At 70.2% G+C, this 19,754-nt stretch carries 17 protein-coding genes; 4 read left to right on the plus strand and 13 right to left on the minus strand.

The annotated features are described in order from the left end of the window. Positions 1-34: 34 nt before the first annotated feature. Positions 35-832: a S1 family peptidase gene (locus ACWDSL_RS20445; protein ID WP_450487287.1), complete on the minus strand. Its 798-nt coding sequence runs from the start codon at positions 830-832 to the stop codon at positions 35-37. A 221-nt stretch (positions 833-1,053) separates the two neighbouring features. On the opposite strand from ACWDSL_RS20445, the gene ACWDSL_RS20450 reads away from it, so the two are divergent. Continuing rightward, entirely contained in the window at positions 1,054-1,950 is an 897-nt protein-coding gene (locus ACWDSL_RS20450) for a hypothetical protein (RefSeq protein WP_450487289.1), read from the plus strand. Positions 1,951-1,995: 45 nt separating this feature from the next. After that, positions 1,996-2,469 carry a PPOX class F420-dependent oxidoreductase gene (locus ACWDSL_RS20455; RefSeq protein WP_450487291.1) on the plus strand — a complete coding sequence of 158 codons (474 nt, stop codon included), beginning with the start codon at positions 1,996-1,998 and terminating at the stop codon, positions 2,467-2,469. Positions 2,470-2,558: 89 nt separating this feature from the next. Here ACWDSL_RS20455 and ACWDSL_RS20460 read toward each other — a convergent pair whose 3' ends face one another. Further along, positions 2,559-3,128 (minus strand): hypothetical protein, encoded by a 570-nt coding sequence (locus ACWDSL_RS20460; protein ID WP_450487293.1) that lies wholly within the window; start codon positions 3,126-3,128, stop codon positions 2,559-2,561. An 18-nt stretch (positions 3,129-3,146) separates the two neighbouring features. Here ACWDSL_RS20460 and ACWDSL_RS20465 point away from each other — a divergent pair, with 18 nt between their 5' ends. Beyond that, positions 3,147-3,761 (plus strand): IS607 family transposase, encoded by a 615-nt coding sequence (locus ACWDSL_RS20465; protein WP_450487295.1) that lies wholly within the window; start codon positions 3,147-3,149, stop codon positions 3,759-3,761. Then, complete coding sequence (locus ACWDSL_RS20470) at positions 3,758-5,185, plus strand: zinc ribbon domain-containing protein (protein ID WP_450487297.1); 1,428 nt, start codon at positions 3,758-3,760, stop codon at positions 5,183-5,185. The genes ACWDSL_RS20465 and ACWDSL_RS20470 overlap by 4 nt, the downstream gene beginning before the upstream one ends. A 366-nt stretch (positions 5,186-5,551) precedes the next feature. On the opposite strand, the gene ACWDSL_RS20475 is transcribed toward ACWDSL_RS20470, so the two are convergent. From ACWDSL_RS20475 to ACWDSL_RS20525, 11 genes are all read right to left on the minus strand, one after another. After that, positions 5,552-7,012, minus strand: coding sequence for a glutamate synthase subunit beta (locus tag ACWDSL_RS20475; protein WP_450487299.1), 1,461 nt, complete (start codon positions 7,010-7,012; stop codon positions 5,552-5,554). Next, a complete protein-coding gene (gene gltB, locus ACWDSL_RS20480) occupies positions 7,005-11,522 on the minus strand; it encodes a glutamate synthase large subunit (protein ID WP_450487386.1) in 4,518 nt (1,505 codons plus the stop codon). The genes ACWDSL_RS20475 and gltB overlap by 8 nt, the downstream gene beginning before the upstream one ends. Positions 11,523-11,852: 330 nt before the next feature. Continuing rightward, positions 11,853-12,584 carry a VIT1/CCC1 transporter family protein gene (locus ACWDSL_RS20485; RefSeq protein ID WP_450487301.1) on the minus strand — a complete coding sequence of 244 codons (732 nt, stop codon included), beginning with the start codon at positions 12,582-12,584 and terminating at the stop codon, positions 11,853-11,855. Between the two features lie 178 nt (positions 12,585-12,762). Beyond that, positions 12,763-13,776 (minus strand): prolipoprotein diacylglyceryl transferase, encoded by a 1,014-nt coding sequence (gene lgt / locus ACWDSL_RS20490; RefSeq protein ID WP_450487303.1) that lies wholly within the window; start codon positions 13,774-13,776, stop codon positions 12,763-12,765. Between the two features lie 78 nt (positions 13,777-13,854). Further along, the gene (locus ACWDSL_RS20495) at positions 13,855-14,619 is read right to left on the minus strand and encodes a DsbA family protein (RefSeq protein WP_450487305.1); all 765 of its coding nucleotides are present in this window, start codon (positions 14,617-14,619) and stop codon (positions 13,855-13,857) included. Positions 14,620-14,700: 81 nt separating this feature from the next. Next, positions 14,701-15,510 carry a tryptophan synthase subunit alpha gene (gene trpA / locus ACWDSL_RS20500; RefSeq protein WP_450487307.1) on the minus strand — a complete coding sequence of 270 codons (810 nt, stop codon included), beginning with the start codon at positions 15,508-15,510 and terminating at the stop codon, positions 14,701-14,703. Next, positions 15,510-16,742: a tryptophan synthase subunit beta gene (gene trpB / locus ACWDSL_RS20505; protein WP_450487309.1), complete on the minus strand. Its 1,233-nt coding sequence runs from the start codon at positions 16,740-16,742 to the stop codon at positions 15,510-15,512. Before trpB ends, trpA begins: the two co-directional genes overlap by 1 nt. An 844-nt stretch (positions 16,743-17,586) precedes the next feature. After that, positions 17,587-17,745, minus strand: a complete 159-nt coding sequence (trpM, locus tag ACWDSL_RS20510; RefSeq protein WP_450487311.1) for a tryptophan biosynthesis modulator TrpM — start codon at positions 17,743-17,745, stop codon at positions 17,587-17,589. Positions 17,746-17,752: 7 nt separating this feature from the next. After that, entirely contained in the window at positions 17,753-18,562 is an 810-nt protein-coding gene (trpC, locus tag ACWDSL_RS20515) for an indole-3-glycerol phosphate synthase TrpC (RefSeq protein ID WP_450487313.1), read from the minus strand. Positions 18,563-18,765: 203 nt separating this feature from the next. Next, positions 18,766-19,176: a DUF2752 domain-containing protein gene (locus tag ACWDSL_RS20520; RefSeq protein ID WP_450487388.1), complete on the minus strand. Its 411-nt coding sequence runs from the start codon at positions 19,174-19,176 to the stop codon at positions 18,766-18,768. Positions 19,177-19,414: 238 nt separating this feature from the next. Further along, positions 19,415-19,663, minus strand: a complete 249-nt coding sequence (locus tag ACWDSL_RS20525) for an HGxxPAAW family protein (protein WP_450487315.1) — start codon at positions 19,661-19,663, stop codon at positions 19,415-19,417. Positions 19,664-19,754: the final 91 nt, after the last annotated feature.

Here is a 19,754-nt window from a genome sequence, read left to right on the forward strand (position 1 = left end):
GGGGCCGGCGGGGAGCCGGCCCCGGGGCGGTGGGTCAGCCGCCGAGCTGGGTGGCGCCCGCCTTGATGTCCTTGGCGAAGGTGCTCACCTCGGTGTAGACGCCGGGCTTGCCGGGGCGGGCACAGCCCTCGCCCCAGCTGACGATGCCGACCTGGATAAACGCGCCGGAGTCGTCCTTGCGGAACATCGGGCCGCCGGAGTCGCCCTGGCAGGTGTCGACGCCGCCGGTGGCCATGATTCCGGCGCAGATCTCCTCGCCGGCGACGAGATCGCTGTACGCCGACTTACAGGTGGCGTCGTCCACGAACGGCACGGTGGCCTTCAGCAGGTAGCGCTGCTGGCCGCCGCCCTCGACGGCGGCGCCCCAGCCCGCCACCGTGAAGTCGCCCTTGTTGTAGGCGGTGGTCTCGGCGATCTTCAGGGTGGGCTGGTTGATGGGCTGGGCGAGCTTGATCAGCGCCCAGTCCTTGCCGGTGCCGTTGTAGCCCGGGGCCTGCAGCACCCGGGTGGACTTGACCTTGACGGCGCTGGAGCTCTGCAGGTCCACCACGCCGGCGGTGGCGGTGATGGAGGTGTTGGCGCCGCTGCCGTCGACGCAGTGGGCGGCGGTGAGCACGATGTCCTGGGTGTACAGTGCGCCGCCGCAGCCCATGGACAGCCGCACCATGAAGGGGAATTCACCCTGGGCGGCGCGGGTGCCGCCGACGACGGAGGGGCCGGGCTCGGCGCTCTTGGCCTGGGCCAGGGAGGTGCCGGGCATCAGGCTGAACGCGGCGAGCGCGACCGCTCCGACGGCGGCTGATCTCTTCACGGGCTTCCGGAGATTCCGCAACGGAGTTCCTTTCGTGGGGGGTTGAGCTACTTGCCAGGCTCATGCCAAGCAGCGTTGCGATTATCTGGACGCACCGATCGGCCTGACAAGGGTCGCTTTCCGGCCACACCCGTCGGCCACACCGATCGGCCCGGCCTGCGGCGCGACCGGGTCCGGCGCCCGTAGAGTTGAATCAGGGGGACACGAGTCAGGGGGCATCACAACGGCTACGGGGTGACGGCGTGGCGGCACCGGGCAGCGACATCGAGCACGGATTCCCGCACCTGGACACCGTCCGGGCCGCGCTCACCGCGCTCTACAAGCGGCTGTCGTACGACGGGGTGCGGACCTACGAGCTGAGCGTGGCCCCCGGCGATGTGGCCTTCTGCGACCAGGACGATCTCTACCTCGGCGTCCAGCGCGTCGCCCGGGTCATGGTGCGGCAGCTGCGCCTCCCGGACGCGCGCATGATCGTCAGCTTCCGCGAGATGCGGCACGCGGGAAACATCGAGCTGGCCGCCGGACCGGAGTACTTCATCGAGCTCAACTCCCGCTTCAAGACCCACCGCCGGGACATCGGCGCGGCGCTCGCCCACGAGGTCACCCACGTCTATCTGCACCGGCTCGACCTGTCGTTCCCCGGCACCCGCGCCAACGAGATCCTCACCGACACCACCGCCGCCTACCTCGGCGCGGGCTGGCTGCTGCTCGACGCGTTCCGCCAGGACTCCGTCTCCAGCCAGAAGCTCGGCTATCTGACCCCGGAGGAGTTCGGATACGTCCTGGCCAAGCGGGCGCTGGCGTTCGGCGAGGACCCCGCCATCTGGTTCACCAGCCCGCAGGCGTACGAGGCGTACGGCAAGGGCCTGGACATGGCGCGCGGCGACGAGCGGCAGCCGCCGCTGGCCGCGAGCGGCTGGGCGGGCCGCCGCCGCTATGCGCGGGACCGCCGGTTCGCACAAGCCGACCCCGAGGCGCCGCCGCCGGTCGGCCCGGCCGGATACGCCTTCGAAAGAGGCTCCCCGCTGCGCGTCTCGTTCCCCTGCCCGACCTGCCGGCAGCGCATCCGGGTCCCGGTGCGCGGCCGAATGCGGGCCCGCTGCGGGCTGTGCCGCACGGTGCTGGAGTGCGACACCTGACCGGTGCATGCCGCACCGCGCGCCCGACGCCGTAGGCTCGGCCGCATGAGCCCCTCCATCGCCACCAACACCCGGGTCGGCCTCGACGAACTGCTGGAATTCGTACGGCCGCGCCACCGCGCCATCCTGATGACCCGCCGGGCCGACGGCTCGCCGCAGGCCTCGCCGCTGACGTGCGGCGTCGACGACGCGGGGCACGTCGTCGTGTCGACCTACCCCGAGCGCGCCAAGGTCCGCAACGTACGGCGCGAGGCGGCCGTCAGCGTCATGGTGCTCTCCGACGAGTGGAACGGGCCGTGGGTGCAGATCGACGGCACCGCCGAGGTGATCGACACCCCCGAGTCCGTGGAGCCGCTGGTCGAGTACTACCGCAATATCGCGGGCGAGCACCCGGACTGGGACGAGTACCGGGCCGCCATGGTCAAGCAGGGCAAGTCGCTGATCCGGATCACCCCGGAGCGCTGGGGCCCGATCGCCACCGGCGGCTTCCCCGCCCGCCTGGTCGAGGACGAGAAGTAGGGGTCTGGGCGCGGCAGGTCCACCGTGGCCTGCCGCACCCGGTGAGCAGGCGCCCGGTGAGCAGGCGCCCGGTCAGCACGCGCCCGGGGTCAGCAGGCGCCCGGGCGGGCGTAGAGGACGACCACCATCCCCCGGACCTCCCGCTCGGCGCAGCGGCGGAAGGAGCCGTCGAGGACTTCGCGCTTCATCCGCTCCTGGGGGGTGTCGTCCAGCGGCCGGCCTGGCGGGTCCATCACCACGGCGATCCGCTGGACGGTCAGCATGCGGGCGCGGATACGGGGCGCGGGCAGCTCGATGCCGTGCAGGGTTCCGGAGGGCGCCGCGTGCCGGGCCAGGGCCAGTTCCTTCAGGCCGCGGAACTCCCCCGGGCTCGACAGGATGGGCTCGCGCCGCCGCGCGGGCATGAACAGCACCCCGTCCCCGGGCCGGGTCAGCTCCCGTACGGCGCGCGCCGCGGCCATCGGGTCGTCCAGACGGCTCTGCGGCGTCCGCAGCTGGATCGAGTACAGCAGCAGGGCGGTCACCGCGACGGCGGCGAGCACCGCGGCCGCGGCCTTCGGATACGGGACGGCGCGCAGCGCGGCCTCGAGCCCGGCGCCCGCCAGCAGGGCGAATCCGGCGTAGGAGGTGACGTCTAGTGGTGGTGAATCCTTGCCCACTCATGCTCAGAGTTGTGTATGTTGGTCGTCATATATCGGATCGGCGAGTTCGCGCAGCGCATTGGGCGTTCCCCTTCCACCGTGCGGCGGTGGGAGAGGGAAGGCCGTATCGTGGCGCGTCGGACCGCTTCCGGGCAGCGGTACTTCACCGACGCCGACGTGCGCCGTGTCTTGCAGCCCGGCTTCGACGAGTCGGCTCGCAAGACGGTTGTGTACTGCCGGGTGTCCTCGCCTGGGCAGAAGGGCGACCTCGCCTCGCAGGTGGAGGCGATGGAGGAGTTCTGCCGGGGTCGGGGCCTTGCTGTCGATGAGTGGGTTCGCGAGGTCGGCGGCGGCATGGACCTGCAACGGAAGAAGTTCCTTGCTCTGATGGACGCGATCGAGCGGGGCGAAGTCGGCACGCTGGTCATCGCGCACAAGGACCGGCTTGCCCGGTTCGGCTTCGAGTACCTGGAACACGTCGCGGGCAAGAACGGCTGCGAGATCATCGTGGCGAACCAGGAGTCGCTGTCTCCGCAAGAAGAGATGATGCAGGACCTCCTGGCGATCGTGCACACCTTCTCCAACCGCCTGCACGGACTGCGCCGCTACGAGAAGACACTCAGGGACGAACTTGCCGGCGGTGGCCGGTGAAGGTCACACGCGTCGCCTACTCGAAGAACCTCAACCACGGTAAGTACGTCCAGCTCGAAGAACAGGCCGTCCGCCTCGGCCGGGTACGTTCGCTGGCGTGGCGCCGGTACGGCTCCGTAGCCGGTGTCGGCATCAAGGACCGCACGATCCGGGACCAGTGGATGGCCGATGGTACGGCGACCGGCTTCGGGCTGCTGGCGAACGCGTGGAAGGAGACCGTGCGGGATGCGGTCGCCGACATCACCGCAGGCCGTGAGGCCGCCAAGGCAAAAGTCCGGCGGGCTATCAGCAGGCTGGACGTCTCTGACGCCGAGAAGAAGCGCCTGTACACGGCGCTGAAGCGCGACCAGTGGACGAGCGAGCCGTACCTGCGCCGGATGATGCGTAAGCACTGGCGGCGCGGCAGGAACAAGACCGCGAATCAGATCGTCGTGCGCTGCGATCAGTACCGCACTTTCACCCTGACCCCGGGCAGCAACGTCTGGCTCGCGGTGCCCGGACTCCAGCGACGCCAGCTGGTCAAGATCCCCCTGAACACCACCATTGCCCCCACAGGCACACTCAGGTTGATCCTCCGGGCGGGCCGGGTCGAGGTGCACTACGCCATCGACGCAGCCGGTATGAAGTCCTCCCAGCGGCCGTGCGGTAGCCGGAAGGTCGGCGTGGACAAGGGCTACACCGAGGCCCTGACCGACTCCGACGGCGAGCACCACGGTACCGAGCTCGGCGAACTCCTCACCAGCGTGTCGGACTACCGCAAGGTCAAGGGACAGCGGCGGGCCAAGCTCCGCGCCATCGCGGAGAAGGCGGAGAAACGCGGCGACTGGGCGAAAGCGAAGCGGATCAGGGACAGCAACCTCGGCACCATCAAGCGCGACCGCCGCACAGTGGCATGGAAGTGCCGGGTGCGTGACATCACGTTCAAGGCCGTGCACGCGGTCGTCGACAAGGCCGGCGTCATCGTGGCCGAAGACCTGACGAAGACGTTCTCCAGCCGGAAGAAGCTGGGAAAGAACACCAACCGGCGCCTGGCTGCCTGGACCAAGGGCATCACAGCCGAGGCGCTGGCGACTGTGTCGGACCGCAGAGGTTCTGCGGTGCGGCTGGTCAACGCTGCCTATACCTCGCAAGCCGTCCCCTTCACGGACATCCTCGGTGTCCGCAAAGGGGACCGGCTTTACTGCACCGAGTGCGGGGCGGTATGGCAAGCAGACCACGCCGGAGCGATCAACATCGAGCAGCGAGATGGTGACCCCGACATCACCCTGTACACCCCGCACACGCGGGTGAAGCAGATCCTCTCCGATCGTGCCGATCGCCAACGGTCCGGACTGCTCCTGGACCAGGACTCCAGCACCCGTCAACTCTGCCGGTGCGGAGAGCGAATTATCCGACCTCGATGCTCAACTCCGAGCAATGAATAGGAAGCAGTAGAGGACGTAGCGGTCTCCAGCTGATCTGTGACAACTACGGCAACCACAAAAGGCCCGCCATCAGGACGTGGCTGGCCAGACGCCCTCGCTTTCACATGCGCTTCACCCCGACCCTCGTGGATCAACCAACATGTCCGGCTCGGCGTGTTGACCAAGGAGATCAGTCCTGAACTGGTGGACGAGGCCGGTGTGACGTTCCCGGGCAAAGTCAAGGCGAGCAGGTGGCGCCAGGTGCGGCAGGTGGCGGCAGGCGCGTAAAACCACACGACGCCCGCCCCCGGTCGGGAAGGGGGCGGGCGCCGTGCGCCCGGTCCGTACGCCGTTGTACGGGCGGAGTCCTGAGGTTGAGTTACCTGATCAGACGGCCAGGGCGCGGTCCGTCGGGCGAATCGGGGCGGGCAGGGCGCTGGTCCCGGCCAGGAAGCGGTCCACTCCGCGGGCCGCCGAGCGGCCCTCGGCGATGGCCCAGACGATCAGCGACTGGCCGCGGCCCGCGTCGCCGGCCACGAAGACGCCGTCCACGTTGGTGGCGAAGTCCGCGTCGCGGGCGACGTTGCCGCGGGCGTCCAGCTCCAGGCCGAACTGCTGGACCAGGCCGTTCTCCTGGTCGGTACCGGTGAAGCCCATGGCCAGGGTGACCAGCTGGGCCGGGATCTTCCGCTCGGTGCCCGGCTTCTGCTCCAGCTTGCCGTCCTTGAACTCCACCTCGATCAGGTGGAGCCACTGCACATTGCCGTCCTCATCGCCCTCGAAGTGGGTGGTGGAGACGGAGTAGACCCGCTCGCCGCCCTCTTCGTGCGCGGAGGTGACCTTGTAGAGCATCGGGAAGGTCGGCCAGGGGTGTGCCGCGGAGCGCTCGTCGCCCGGCCGCGGCATGATCTCCAGCTGGGTGACCGAGGCGGCGCCCTGGCGGTGGGCGGTGCCGACGCAGTCCGCGCCGGTGTCGCCGCCGCCGATCACCACGACGTGCTTGCCCTCGGCGCTGATCGGGGCGGTGACGTAGTCGCCCTCCTGCACCTTGTTGGCCAGCGGCAGATACTCCATGGCCTGGTACACGCCCGTCAGCTCGCGCCCGGGCGCCGGCAGATCGCGGGCGGTGGTGGCGCCGGCCGCGATGACCACGGCGTCGTAGCGCTTGCGCAGCTTGGCGGCGTCGATGTCGCGGCCGATCTCCACACCGGTGCGGAACTTGGTGCCCTCCGCGCGCATCTGCTCGATCCGCCGGTTGATGTGGCGCTTTTCCATCTTGAACTCGGGGATGCCGTAGCGCAGCAGCCCGCCGATGCGGTCGGCGCGCTCGTACACCGCGACCGTGTGGCCGGCCCGGGTCAGCTGCTGGGCGGCGGCCAGGCCGGCCGGCCCGGAGCCGATGACGGCGACGGTCTTGCCGGACAGCCGCTCGGGCGGCTGCGGGGTGACGTCGCCCGTCTCCCAGGCCTTGTCGATGATGGAGACCTCGACGTTCTTGATGGTCACGGCGGGCTGGTTGATGCCCAGCACACACGCGGCCTCGCACGGGGCGGGGCACAGCCGCCCGGTGAACTCCGGGAAGTTGTTGGTCGCGTGCAGCCGCTCGCTGGCCTCCCGCCAGTCCTCGCGGTAGGCGTAGTCGTTCCACTCGGGGATCAGGTTTCCGAGCGGACAGCCGTTGTGGCAGAACGGGATGCCGCAGTCCATGCAGCGGCCGGCCTGCTTGCTGATGATCGGCAGCAGCGAACCGGGGACGTAGACCTCGTTCCAGTCCTGGAGGCGCTCGCCCACCGGACGGGTCCTGGCGACCTCGCGGTCCGTGCTCAGAAAGCCCTTGGGATCAGCCATTGGTCGCCGCCTCCATCATCTTCTCGGTGGTCTCGGACTCGGAGAGCCCGGCTCGCTCGGCGGCGTCCTTGGCGGCGAGCACTGCCTTGTACGTGGTGGGGATGATCTTGCTGAAGCGGGGCAGGGCGGCGTCCCAGTCGGCGAGCAGGGTGCCCGCGACGGTGGAGGCGGTCTCCTCGTGGTGGCGGCGCACCACGTCGTGCAGCCACTGCTGGTCGGCCGTATCGAGCGCTTCGACGGCCTCGAGGTTGCCGGCGTTGACGTTGTCCCGGTCCAGGTCGACGACGTAGGCGATACCACCGGACATGCCCGCCGCGAAGTTGCGGCCGGTCGGGCCGAGCACCACGGCCCGGCCGCCCGTCATGTACTCGCAGCCGTGGTCGCCCACGCCCTCGGAGACGACGGTCGCGCCCGAGTTACGGACGCAGAACCGCTCGCCGACACTGCCGCGCAGGAACATCTCGCCGCCGGTGGCGCCGTACCCGAGGGTGTTGCCCGCGATGGTCGAGTACTCGGTCAGGTGGTCGGCGCCGCGGTCCGGGCGGACGATCACCCGGCCGCCGGACAGGCCCTTGCCGACGTAGTCGTTGCCGTCGCCCTCCAGGCGCAGCGTGACGCCGTGCGGCAGGAACGCGCCGAAGGACTGGCCGGCCGAGCCGGTGAAGGTGATGTCGATGGCGTCCTCGGGCAGGCCCGCGCCGCCGAACTTCTTGGTCACCTCGTGGCCGAGCATGGTGCCCACGGTCCGGTTGATGTTGCGGATCGCGACCTGCGCGCGGACCGGCTGGGCCGCCTCGGCGCTCTCCGCGTTCAGCGCATCGGACGCGAGCTTGATCAGCTCGTTGTCCAGCGCCTTCTCCAGGCCGTGGTCCTGGCCCACCGCCTGGTGGCGCACCGCGCCCTCGGGCAGGTCCGGGACGTACAGCAGCGGGGCGAGGTCCAGGCCCTGCGCCTTCCAGTGCGCCACAGCGCGGGTGGTGTCCAGCAGCTCGGCGTGGCCGACGGCCTCATCCAGGGTACGGAAGCCCAGCTCGGCCAGGAGCTCGCGGACCTCCTCGGCGATGAACTCGAAGAAGTTCACCACGAACTCCGGCTTGCCGCTGAACCGCTCGCGCAGCACCGGGTTCTGGGTGGCGATGCCGACCGGGCAGGTGTCCAGGTGGCATACGCGCATCATCACGCAGCCGGAGACGACCAGCGGGGCGGTCGCGAAGCCGAACTCCTCGGCGCCGAGCAGCGCGGCGATCACGACGTCGCGGCCGGTCTTGAGCTGGCCGTCGGTCTGCACCACGATGCGGTCGCGCAGGCCGTTGAGCAGCAGCGTCTGCTGGGTCTCGGCCAGGCCGAGCTCCCAGGGGCCGCCCGCGTGCTTGAGCGAGGTGAGCGGGGAGGCGCCGGTGCCGCCGTCGTGACCGGAGATCAGCACCACATCGGCGTGGGCCTTGCTGACGCCCGCGGCCACGGTGCCGACGCCGACCTCGGAGACCAGCTTGACGTGAATGCGCGCCTTCGGGTTGGCGTTCTTCAGGTCGTGGATCAGCTGGGCGAGGTCTTCGATGGAGTAGATGTCGTGGTGCGGCGGCGGGGAGATCAGGCCGACGCCCGGGGTGGAGTGCCGGGTCCTGGCGACCCACGGGTAGACCTTGTGGCCGGGCAGCTGGCCGCCCTCGCCGGGCTTGGCGCCCTGGGCCATCTTGATCTGGATGTCGTCGGAGTTGACCAGGTACTCGCTGGTGACGCCGAAGCGGCCGGAGGCCACCTGCTTGATCGCCGAGCGGCGCGCCGGGTCGTAAAGACGCTCCGGGTCCTCGCCGCCCTCGCCGGTGTTGGACTTGGCGCCCAGCTGGTTCATGGCGATCGCCAGGTTCTCGTGCGCCTCCTTGGAGATGGAGCCGTACGACATGGCGCCGGTGGAGAAGCGCTTGACGATCTCGCTGACGGGCTCGACCTCGTCGATCGGGATCGAGGTCCGCTCACCCTTGAACGCGAACAGGCCGCGCAGCGTCATCAGCCGCTCGGACTGCCCGTTCACCCGCTCGGTGTACTTCTTGAAGATGTCGTAGCGGCGGGAGCGGGTGGCGTGCTGCAGCCGGAAGACCGTCTCGGGGTCGAACAGATGCGGCTCGCCCTCGCGGCGCCACTGGTACTCGCCGCCGATCTCCAGCGCCCGGTGGGCGGAGGGGATACCGGAGACGGGGTACGCCTGGACGTGGCGCGCGGCGACCTCCTGGGCGATGACGTCCAGGTCCGCGCCGCCGATCTTGGTGGCGGTGCCGTGGAAGTAGCCGTCCACGAAGGACTCGTCCAGGCCGACGGCCTCGAAGACCTGCGCACCGCGGTAGGAGGCCACGGTGGAGATGCCCATCTTGGACATCACCTTCAGCACACCCTTGCCGAGCGCCTTGATCAGGTTGCGGATCGCGGTCTCGGCCTCGACGCCCGGCAGGAACGTACCGGCGCGGACCAGGTCCTCGACCGACTCCATCGCCAGGTACGGGTTGACGGCCGCGGCGCCGTAGCCGATCAGCAGCGCGACATGGTGCACCTCGCGGACGTCGCCCGCCTCGATCAGCAGGCCCACCTGGGTGCGCTGCTTGGTGCCGATGAGGTGGTGGTGGACGGCGGAGGTGAGCAGCAGGGAGGGGATCGGGGCGTGCTCGGCGTCCGAGTGGCGGTCGGAGAGCACGATCAGCCGGGCGCCGTCCTCGATGGCGGCGTCGGCCTCGGCGCAGATCTCGGCGAGGCGCGCGGCAAGGGCCTCGCCGCCCCCGCCGACCCGGTACAGGCCGGAGAGGGTCGCGGCCTTCAGGCCCGGCATGTCGCCGTCGGCGTTGATGTGGATGAGCTTGGCCAGCTCATCGTTGTCGATCACCGGGAAGGGCAGGGTGACGCTGCGGCAGGCGGCCGGGGTCGACTCCAGCAGATTGCCCTGCGGGCCCAGCGAGGAGATCAGCGAGGTGACCAGCTCCTCGCGGATGGCGTCCAGCGGCGGGTTGGTGACCTGCGCGAACAGCTGGGTGAAGTAGTCGAACAGCAGCCGGGGGCGCTCGGAGAGGGCGGCGATCGGGGAGTCGGTGCCCATCGAGCCGATCGGCTCGGCGCCGGTCTTGGCCATCGGGGCCAGGATGACGCGCAGCTCTTCCTCGGTGTAGCCGAAGGTCTGCTGGCGGCGGGTGACCGAGGCGTGGGTGTGCACGATGTGCTCACGCTCGGGCAGATCCGTCAGATCGACCAATCCCGCGTCCAGCCAGTCGCCGTACGGCTGCTCGGCGGCGAGCGTGGCCTTGATCTCGTCGTCCTCGATGATGCGGTGCTCGGCGGTGTCGACCAGGAACATCCGGCCGGGCTGCAGCCGTCCCTTGCGCACCACCTTGGCCGGGTCGATGTCGAGCACGCCGACCTCGGAGGCCAGCACGACCAGGCCGTCGTCGGTGACCCAGTAGCGCCCGGGCCGCAGACCGTTGCGGTCCAGGACCGCGCCGACCTGGGTGCCGTCGGTGAAGGTGACGCAGGCCGGGCCGTCCCAGGGCTCCATCAGCGTGGAGTGGTACTGGTAGAAGGCGCGCCGCGCCGGGTCCATGGAGGGGTGGTTCTCCCATGCCTCGGGGACCATCATCAGCACGCTGTGCGGCAGCGAGCGGCCGCCGAGGTGCAGCAGCTCCAGGACCTCGTCGAAGGTCGCGGAGTCGGAGGCGTCGGGGGTGCAGATCGGGAAGATCCGCTCCAGCTCCTTGTCCCCGAACAGGTCGCTGACCAGCTGCGACTCCCGGGCGCGCATCCAGTTGCGGTTGCCCTTGACCGTGTTGATCTCGCCGTTGTGGGCGACGAAACGGTACGGGTGGGCCAGCGGCCAGCTCGGGAAGGTGTTGGTGGAGAACCGCGAGTGGACCAGCGCGATGGCGGTGGCGAAGCGGCGGTCGGACAGGTCGGGGAAGAACGGCTCCAGCTGCCCGGTGGTCAGCATCCCCTTGTAGACCAGGGTGCGCGAGGACAGCGACGGGAAGTAGACCCCGGCCTCCCGCTCGGCGCGCTTGCGCAGCACAAACGCCTTGCGGTCCAGGGCGAGCCCGCTGCTGGCGCCGTCGGTGACGAAGAGCTGGGCGAAGGCCGGCATGACGGAGCGGGCGGCCTCGCCGAGCAGGTCGGGGGCGACCGGGACCTCGCGCCAGCCGAGGACGGTCAGGCCCTCCTCGGCGGCGATCCGCTCGATGTGGCCGGCGGCAGCGGCGCCGTCGGCCTCTCCGTCCGGGAGGAACGCGATGCCCACGGCGTACGAGCCGGCCTCGGGCAGCTCGAACCCGCTGACACTCGTCCGGAGGAACGCGTCCGGAACCTGGACGAGGATGCCCGCGCCGTCACCGGACCGGGGATCGGCACCGGTGGCTCCGCGGTGCTCAAGGTTGCGCAGCACGGTCAGAGCCTGCTCCACGAGCTCATGGCTGGCCTCGCCGGTGAGGGTCGCCACGAAGCCGACGCCACAGGCATCGTGCTCATCGCGGGGGTCGTACATCCCCTGTCGGGCGGGGTGGGACGCGGAACGCATCGGCTCTCCCGTCGTCGTCATACGGCATTTGGGTGTGCCGAGGGACGACGCTGGCCCTCCGCCAAGAAATTTTCGTGCAGGTTACATGATGGGTCGCTTCTCGAGAAGTGGATAGCGCGTTCCATCATGCGGACACCGGACACGAGGGGTGAAGTAAGGCAAGGGGGGATCAAAAGATCGCCCCGCCGAAGCGCGAAGCGGGCGACGCTGCCCACGGCGCTACGGCGTTATGCCCGTCGGTAAACGGATTGAAACCGTCAAGTAACGGCGTAATCTTGCGGCTCGCCGTATGGTAAATCAACCCACGGCCGTACCAAAGAATATGCCCAAGGCATATGTCACACCGGCCGCCGCGCCGCCCAGCGCCAGCTGCCGCAGCCCGCTGAACCACCAGCTGCGGGCGGTCACCCGCGCCACCACCGCACCGCACGCGAACAGTCCGATCATCGCCAGCGCCACGGCCGGCCACAGCACCGTCGCCCCCAGCAGATACGGCAGCACCGGCAGCAGCGCGCCCAGCGCGAACGAGCCGAACGACGACACCGCCGCCACCAGCGGCGACGGCAGATCGTCCGGGTCGATGCCCAGCTCCTCACGGGCGTGTATCTCCAGCGCCTGCTCGGGGTCCTTCGACAGCTGCTCGGCCACCTGACGCGCCAGCTGGGGCTCCACACCCCGCGACTCGTACAGCGCCGCCAGCTCCTCCAGCTCGTCCACTGGATGCTTGCGCAGCTCGCGCCGCTCCACCTCCAGCTCGGCCTCCACCAGCTCACGCTGGGAGGCCACGGAGGTGTACTCCCCGGCCGCCATCGAGAACGCGCCGGCGGCAAGACCCGCAAGACCGGTGATCACGATCGTCTGGCGGTCCACGGCGCCGCCCGCGACACCGGTCATCAGCGCGAGGTTGGAGACCAGACCGTCCATCGCACCGAATACGGCCGGGCGCAGCCAGCCGCCGTTCACATCGCGGTGGGTGTGGTTGTCACGGTGCGCGATGTGCGGAGGTTCGGTACTAGCGATGACAGACATGACGGATCTGCGCTCCCTTCAGGGGGTGCGGGCGCGGCCGCCCTCAACCCAACAGTTCGAAGGTACGCACGAATTCCCTGCCTCCGCCAGCAAGGAAGGCCGAACTTACCTCGCTGACCTGCGGAAACGCAAAGGCCGCCGAACCCGTGCGGGTCCGGCGGCCTCTCTGTGACGCTCGCTACTTCGAGGCTTCGGCCTCCGGCTTCGACTCCGCCTCGGCTCCGGGCTCGGCCTTGGACTCGGTCTTGCCCTCCGCCTTGGCCTCAGTCTTGCTTTCGGTCTTGACCTCAGCCTTGGCCTCAGTCTTGCCTTCAGCCTCGGGCTCGGTCTCGCCGCCACTCTCGCCCTGGGCCTGCTCGGCCTCGACCGCTGCGGCGGCGGGCTCCACGATCTCCTCCCGCCCGGGGGCCTTCTTCGCGGAGATCACGAAGTAGGCCACCGCCGCCAGGAAGACGATGATCGACGTCCAGTTGTTCAGCCGCATGCCCAGCACGTGGTGGGCGGTGTCCACCCGCAGGTACTCCACCCAGAAGCGGCCGACAGTGTACGCGGCGACGTACAGCGCGAAGGCCCGGCCGTGGCCCAGCTTGAACTTCCGGTCCGCCCAGATCACCAGCAGCGCCACGCCCACGCACCACAGCGACTCGTACAGGAACGTCGGGTGGTACGTACCGGCGACGCGCCCTATGTCGGGGTCCGCGTCGATCTTCAGCGCCCACGGCAGATCGGTCTTCTTGCCATACAGCTCCTGGTTGAACCAGTTGCCCCAACGGCCGATCGCCTGGGCGAAGGCGATCCCCGGCGCGATCGCGTCCGCCCACGCCGGGAGCGGGATCCCCCGGCGCCGGCAGCCGATCCAGGCGCCGAGGGCGCCCATCGCGATCGCACCCCAGATCCCGAGGCCGCCCTCCCAGATCTTGAAGGCGTCCACCCAGTCGCGACCGTCGGTGAAGTACAGCTCATAGTCGGTGATGACGTGGTACAGCCGACCGCCGACCAGGCCGAAGGGCACCGCCCATACGGCGATATCGGCGACCGTGCCGACCTGGCCGCCCCGTTTGACCCAACGTTTGCCGCCGAGCCAGACCGCCACGAAGACACCGAGGATGATGCAGAAGGCATAGCCGCGCAGCGGGATCGGGCCGAGGTAGATCACGCCGGACGACGGGCTGGGAATGTATGCGAGGTTCATGTCGGAGTCGACGCTACCGTGCCGGGCGGTCAATACGGCAACCCGCCCGGCGCAACGGCTCCGTAACGGCACGGGTTCCTAGCCCTTCCCGGTGACCATCCGCTTGAGCTTCCGCGGACTCAGCGGCTTGTTCGGGTCCCCGTAGATCGACTTCCCGTCCAGCAGAACGGTCGGCGTCATGCTGTACCCCGAGCGGGTGAAGACGCTGTTGGACTTCCGCACCCACCCGTCGTGCTTGCCCTCCTCGACGCAGCTGCGGAACGTCTCCGTGTCCAGCCCCGGGACCTTGCCCGCCAGCTTGATCAGCTTCGACTTGTTCGCGTACGAGTCCTTGGTCTCCGACGGCTGGTTCTTGTAGAGCACATCGTGGTACGCCACATACTTCCCGGCGTCCTGCGCGCAGCCCGCCGCGTTCGCCGCGTACAGCGAGCCCGTGCCGCCCATATTGCCGTCGATGATCGTCACCAGGTGGTAGCGGACCTTCATCCGGCCCTTGTCCTGCAGCTGGTGCACGGTCTTGCGGAAGACGTCCTCGAACTGCTTGCAGCCGGGGCAGCGGAAGTCCTCGTACACGGTCAGCGTCTTCTGCGCACCCGCCTTCCCGGTCGGGATCACCGTGCCGGTCGCGCCCCGGGGGGCCACCGCCCGGCTGCCGGACTTCCCCGAGTCCCCGCCGCTCTTCGAGGCGACCATGCCCACCCCGGCCGCCACCCCGAGCACGGCCACCACCGCCCCGGCCACGCCCAGGCCGCGCCTGCGCTTGGCGCGGACCCGGTCCTTCTCTCGCTGTTCCCGCAGCCGCTCCCGGGCGCTGCGCTTCGCCTCACGGTTTTTCTCGCTCACGCCACGACAACGAGGCGGAGGAGCCCCACTGAACCCCTCCGCCCCGTATTCGCTCTATCGAGGGACCCCTACCGGGGACTTCTACCGGCGAACGCGAACGCCCTGCGCCAGCTCACCGGCCAGCTCCCGGACGCCCGTGAACCCCGTCTCCAGGTCCTCGGCGTCCATCAGCCGCCGCACGAACGCGGTCCCGACGATCGCGCCGTCCGCGTACTCGGCCACCTCAGCGGCCTGCCGGGCATTGGACACCCCGAGGCCCACGCACACCGGCAGCGAGGTCGTCGCACGGGTGCGCGCCACCAGCCCCCGCGCCCCCTCCCCCACCGAGTCGCGAGTGCCGGTCACGCCCATGATCGAGGCCGCGTACACAAAGCCGCTGCCCGCCGCGGTGATCTTCGCCAGCCGCTCGTCACTGCTGCTCTGGGCCACCACGAAGACCGTGGCCAGCCCATGCTGCTCGGCGGCCTTCCGCCACGCCTCCGACTCCTGGACCGGCAGATCGGGCAGGATGCAGCCCGCCCCGCCCACCGCGGCCAGATCGGCGGCGAACCGCTCGACGCCGTACCGGTCCACCGGATTCCAGTACGTCATGATCAGGACGGGCGCCCCCGTCGCCGCATGCACCTCGCCGACCGTACGGATCACATCGCGGATGCGAACACCGCCCCGCAGCGCGATGTCGTCGGCAGTCTGGATGACCGGGCCGTCCAGCACCGGATCGCTGTACGGCAGGCCGACCTCGATCACATCGCAGCCGCCCTCGACCATCGCCGTCATCGCCCGCACGCCGTCGTCGACGGTCGGATAACCGGCCGGCCAGTAGCCGATGAGCGCGGCGCGCCCCTCCTCCTTGGCCTTCGCCAGCACGGACCCCAGCAGCTCTGCGCTCATCACTTCTCTCCCTCATAGAGCCCGAAATACCGCGCGGCCGTGTCCATGTCCTTGTCGCCCCGGCCCGACAGATTGACCAGCACCAACCCGTCGCGGCCCAGCTCACGCCCCAGCTCCAGCGCCCCCGCCAAGGCATGCGCGCTCTCGATCGCCGGGATGATCCCCTCGGTCCGCGACAGCAGCCGCAGCGCCTGCATCGCGGCGTCATCGGTGACCGCCCGGTACTCGGCCCGCCCCGTGTCCTTCAGATACGCGTGCTCCGGGCCGACCCCCGGATAGTCCAGACCGGCCGAGATCGAGTACGGCTCCAGGATCTGCCCGTCCTCGTCCTGCAGCACATACGACCGGGAACCGTGCAGAATCCCCGGCTCCCCCTTCGTCAGCGTGGCCGCGTGCTCCCCCGTCTCCACACCGTGCCCGGCCGGCTCAAAGCCGAACAGCCGCACCGACTCGTCCTTCAGGAAGGCGTGAAACAACCCGATCGAGTTCGACCCACCCCCCACACACGCCGCGACCGCGTCCGGCAGCCGCCCCACCCGCTCCAGGATCTGCCGCCGCGCCTCCACGCCGATCACCCGGTGGAAGTCGCGCACCAGCGCCGGGAACGGGTGCGGTCCGGCGGCGGTCCCGAACAGATAGTGCGTACGGTCCACGTTCGCCACCCAGTCGCGGAACGCCTCGTTGATCGCGTCCTTGAGCGTCCGGCTGCCGGTCTTCACGGAGATGACCTCGGCGCCCAGGATCCGCATCCGCGCGACGTTGAGCGCCTGGCGCTCGGTGTCGATCTCCCCCATATAAACGACACACTCAAGCCCGAACAGCGCACACGCGGTGGCCGTAGCCACACCGTGCTGCCCCGCACCGGTCTCGGCGACCACCCGGGTCTTGCCCATGCGCTTGGCGAGCAGCGCCTGGCCCAGCACGTTGTTGATCTTGTGGGATCCGGTGTGGTTGAGATCCTCCCGCTTGAGAAAGATCCGCGCACCCCCCGCATGCTCCGCGAACCGCGGCACCTCGGTCAGGGCACTGGGCCGCCCCGAGTAGTTGACCAGCAGATCCTCGAGCTCGGCGGCGAACGACGGATCGCTCTTCACCTTGTCGTACTCAACGGCGACCTCATCCACCGCGGCGACCAGCGCCTCGGGGATGAACTTGCCGCCGAAGGCGCCGAAATACCCCTCGGCGGTGGGGATATGACCCTCCGGGTCCGGAACAAAGAAGTCAGACGGCATCTGACGTACTCCTCAGTCGGGGCGGATGCCCCACAACTCATAACGGACAAATGACCAAGATGATCGCTACGCGACGGCGACACACGCGGGGAGGGCGCGGGGGGCTTTCCCCTACCCCACCCCTTCCCGAGCTGCGGGAAGCGCAGGGTGGCGGAGACTGCGCCCCCAGACCCCAGCGGTGGCTGGGGGCAGGTGGCACGGGGCTCCGCCCCAGGCCCCCAGACCCCAGCGGTAGCCGGGGAGGCGCCGGGCGCTTCGCCCCCGGGCCCCAGCGGTCGCTGGGCGGGTGGCGTCGGTCAGGGCGCTGCCGGTGGAGCCGGGCACCACTGGCACGCGCGCCGCCGGCAGGCGGGCCGGGGGTGACGTGAGACGTCGCCCGGGCCCGAATTCAGCCGGGAGGCCGCCCCGCCCCGCACCCGAGCCGCATCTGAAGCCAGACACCACCCGAGGGGAAGCCAGAGACCACCAGCCCCGCACCCGGAACCAGGCCAGGCCCGAATCGGAGCCACCCGAGGGGAAGCCGCGCGTCGGCTGCAGGAGGCGCGCCCGCCTGCCCTCAACCGGATCAGGCGAAGCCCACCCGCACCGCAGCCGCGACGGCCCCGGGCCGGGGTCACCGGCTGGGAGTCGCCGACGAGGCGGGAGGGGGTGGGGGTGCAGGGGTGGTGCCCTGGACGCTTACGTGTATTTGTGGCGCCAAGTTCCGGGCAACACCACGCTTCCGGCCACGCGGCGGAGCCGCATATCGGCTGCCGCGGCGCCGTAAATATACGGTCCAGGGTGACAGCCCCGGAGGCCCCGCCCCCGGCACCCACCACGAACGCTCAGCGCACCCCGCGCAACCTCAGCGCGCAGCGCGACGCGCGCCACGCCATCGGCGCCCGTTGACCTGCCCCGGCTCGCATCCGATGTGGTAGCGCACACGTCGCCCCCGCACCCGCCTGGCGGGCGCACGGCAGCCACGGGGGCGGCACCCCCGGGCCAGGCGCGCGTACGTGTCCATGGCGGCCTCAGTCCCGCCCGTGCCGCAGCGCCGGGTGCGCACCAGCCGCGACCAGGTCCGCGACAGCGCCCTTCGGATCGCGGCCGGTGACCAGGGACTCGCCCACCAGCACGGCGTCCGCGCCGTCGTTCGCGTAGGCGATCAGATCGTGGGGGCCGCGCACACCCGACTCCGCGATCTTCACGATGCGGTCCGGGATCTCGGGCGCGACGCGCGCGAAGTTCCCGCGGTCCACCTCGAGCGTCTTCAGGTTCCGCGCGTTGATGCCGATCACCCGCGCCCCCGCGTCGACCGCCCGCGCGGCCTCCTCCTCGTCGTGCACCTCGACCAGCGGCGTCAGCCCGATCGATTCGGCACGCTCGATGAGCGAGACCAGCGCCTCCTGGTCCAGCGCGGCGACGATGAGCAGGGCGACATCCGCGCCGTACGCCCGCGCCTCCCACAGCTGGTACGAGGTGACGATGAAGTCCTTGCGCAGCACCGGGATGTCGACCTTGGCCCGCACGGCCTCCAGGTCGGCCAGCGACCCGCCGAACCGGCGCTGCTCCGTGAGGACGCTGATGACCGCGGCGCCGCCCGCCTCGTAGTCGGCGGCGAGCCGGGCCGGGTCGGCGATCGCGGCGAGCGCGCCCTTGGAAGGGCTGGACCGCTTGACTTCGCAGATCACCTTGACGCTGTCGCCCTTGAGCGCGGCGGCGCCGTCCTTGGCCTCGGGTGCCTTGGCGGCCCGCTCCTTGAGCTCGTCGAGGGTGACGCGCGCCTGCCGCTCCGCGAGGTCGGCACGGACTCCGTCGATGATCTCGTCGAGCACACTCACGCGAGCGGCCCCCTTCCGGACGGGGATGGAGCTTCTGATCACTACTGGCCCAGCGGTCGTCCTCCGAGGGACGAGCACTTCACCAGGCACTGCGATGGTATCTGGCGGAGAACCGAGGTCTCGCATCCGGTTGACGCGGACCTGCACAATCCGCCGCCGTGAACCCGATACGGAACCAACGGGTACCCCCATCAAGTCAACGGTCACGGCGTGAGGAAACCTCCGAAGGGGAAGTTCCGGATAACCGTGAAACCGAGAACCACCCCGCCGAGCACCCACCCATGTACGGCCCGCAGCGGGACCACCGGCCCCGCCACCCCCACCGTCCGCCGCCCCTGTACGCAGGCCACGAACCACCGCAGCCACACCACGGCGAACCCGAGGTAGCCGAGGACGGCGAGCGCATTGGCCCCGAGCGCGGTGAACGGTTCGCCATGAGCGATCGCGTACGCGCTGCGCAGCCCGCCGCAGCCGGGGCAGTACACGCCGGTGAGCCGCAGCAGCGGGCAGGCGGGGTAGTGGCCCGGCTCGTTGGGGTCGACGAGCCCGACGAAGGCGAAGGCGGCCACGACCGCCGCAAGCGCGCCCACAGGGGCCCCCAGCCGACGCACCAGCCCGACCCCACGGCCACCGAGCCCACGGCCGCCGGCCCCAAGGCCGTCCCCCGGAACGTCCGTCGGCGCAGGTGTTTCCTCGGTCACATCGCCGAGTCTCCCCGCGGATACAAGAAGGCGCAGCTCAGGATCCGCGCAGCTGCCTCCGTACGGCGCTACGACCGTACGGCCGCAGCGCCCGGACCCCGCGCCGCGCCTCGAAACAGACCTGCCGGGTCGCCCCCGACCCGGCCGCGGCCTACTGCTGGGTCTGCGCCTGCGGCTGGGCCGCCCGCTGCACCTGGGGCTGCCGCTTCGGCACCATGCCGAGGCCGGCCGCGCGCATCGCCAGGCCGACCACGCCGCCGAGGGCCACCACGACCATGCCCGCCCAGAAGCCGATCGGGTTGGCCAGCACGACAAACGCACCGGCGACACAGAAGCCGATGAAGGCGATGGTGACGCCGGTCCAGGCGGCCGGGGTGTGTCCGTGGTTGTTACCCGCCATGAATACTCCTCGTTGCTCTACTGCCCCCGGGTTCCGGGCGCGCGGGGCGAACGCTCCCACGCCATTGTCCCCGACCCGCGCAAATGTCTTG

The sequence above is a fragment of the Streptomyces sp. NPDC000941 genome (assembly GCF_053599555.1).